Origin of the sequence: Exiguobacterium sp. s63 (genome assembly GCF_018617335.1) — a bacterium.
Taxonomy (GTDB): Bacteria; Bacillota; Bacilli; order Exiguobacteriales; family Exiguobacteriaceae; genus Exiguobacterium.
Map to the genome: position 1 here is coordinate 1 of NZ_JACSKB010000011.1, position 901 is coordinate 901.

Genomic DNA, 901 nt, shown 5'->3' on the forward strand with positions numbered 1-901 from the left:
ATGGTGCGGTCGAGAGGACTTGAACCTCCACGGTGTTAACCACCACTAGGCCCTCAACCTAGCGCGTCTACCGATTCCGCCACGACCGCGTATTAAAATGGAGCGGAAGACGGGATTCGAACCCGCGACCCCGACCTTGGCAAGGTCGTATTCTACCACTGAACTACTTCCGCATAAGTATTTAGAGATGCGGGTGAAGGGACTCGAACCCCCACGTCAAAGACACTAGATCCTAAGTCTAGCGCGTCTACCAATTCCGCCACACCCGCACGTGAAATTACGTATTAAATAAAAAATAATGAGAAAATGGTGAGCCATGCAGGGCTCGAACCTGCGACCCTCTGATTAAAAGTCAGATGCTCTACCAACTGAGCTAATGGCTCATTAAATTTTAATGGGGCGGCTGAAGGGAATTGAACCCTCGAATGCCGGAATCACAATCCGGTGCGTTAACCACTTCGCCACAACCGCCATGAAAAAATGGTGCCGGCGAAAGGATTCGAACCCTCGACCCTCTGATTACAAGTCAGATGCTCTACCAACTGAGCTACACCGGCGTGTTATATGGTGGCTTTGGACGGAATCGAACCGCCGACACAAGGATTTTCAGTCCTTTGCTCTACCAACTGAGCTACAAAGCCATACGTATTAAATTAAAAATGGCGGTCTCGACGGGATTCGAACCCGCGATCTTCTGCGTGACAGGCAGACATGTTAACCCCTACACCACGAGACCGTTTTTAAGTTATGTCGACTTCACCTATTTTAAAGGTCATTTTATGTAAAGTCAATAACTTTTTTAAAAAAATAAAGCCTGGCAACGTCCTATCCTCACAGGGGGAGATCCCCCAACTACTTTCGGCGCTGAGACGCTTAACTTCCGTGTTCGGCATGGGAACGG

The 901-nt window shown here is 48.9% G+C and carries 8 tRNA genes and 1 rRNA gene; all 9 read right to left on the reverse strand.

Annotated features, from left to right (window positions below):
• Nucleotide 1: 1 nt before the first annotated feature.
• Nucleotides 2–89: transfer RNA gene (locus KNO90_RS14565), tRNA-Leu, on the reverse strand.
• Between the two features lie 9 nt (nt 90–98).
• Nucleotides 99–173, reverse strand: a tRNA-Gly gene (locus tag KNO90_RS14570).
• A gap of 15 nt (nt 174–188) precedes the next feature.
• Nucleotides 189–269 (reverse strand) — tRNA-Leu (locus tag KNO90_RS14575).
• Between the two features lie 38 nt (nt 270–307).
• Nucleotides 308–383: transfer RNA gene (locus tag KNO90_RS14580), tRNA-Lys, on the reverse strand.
• 12 nt (nt 384–395) lie between these two features.
• A tRNA-His gene (locus KNO90_RS14585) sits at nt 396–471 on the reverse strand.
• A 10-nt stretch (nt 472–481) separates the two neighbouring features.
• Nucleotides 482–557: transfer RNA gene (locus KNO90_RS14590), tRNA-Thr, on the reverse strand.
• 8 nt (nt 558–565) lie between these two features.
• Nucleotides 566–641: transfer RNA gene (locus KNO90_RS14595), tRNA-Phe, on the reverse strand.
• 19 nt (nt 642–660) lie between these two features.
• Nucleotides 661–736: transfer RNA gene (locus tag KNO90_RS14600), tRNA-Asp, on the reverse strand.
• A 76-nt stretch (nt 737–812) separates the two neighbouring features.
• Nucleotides 813–901: ribosomal RNA gene (gene rrf / locus KNO90_RS14605) — 5S ribosomal RNA — on the reverse strand; the annotation flags it as partial.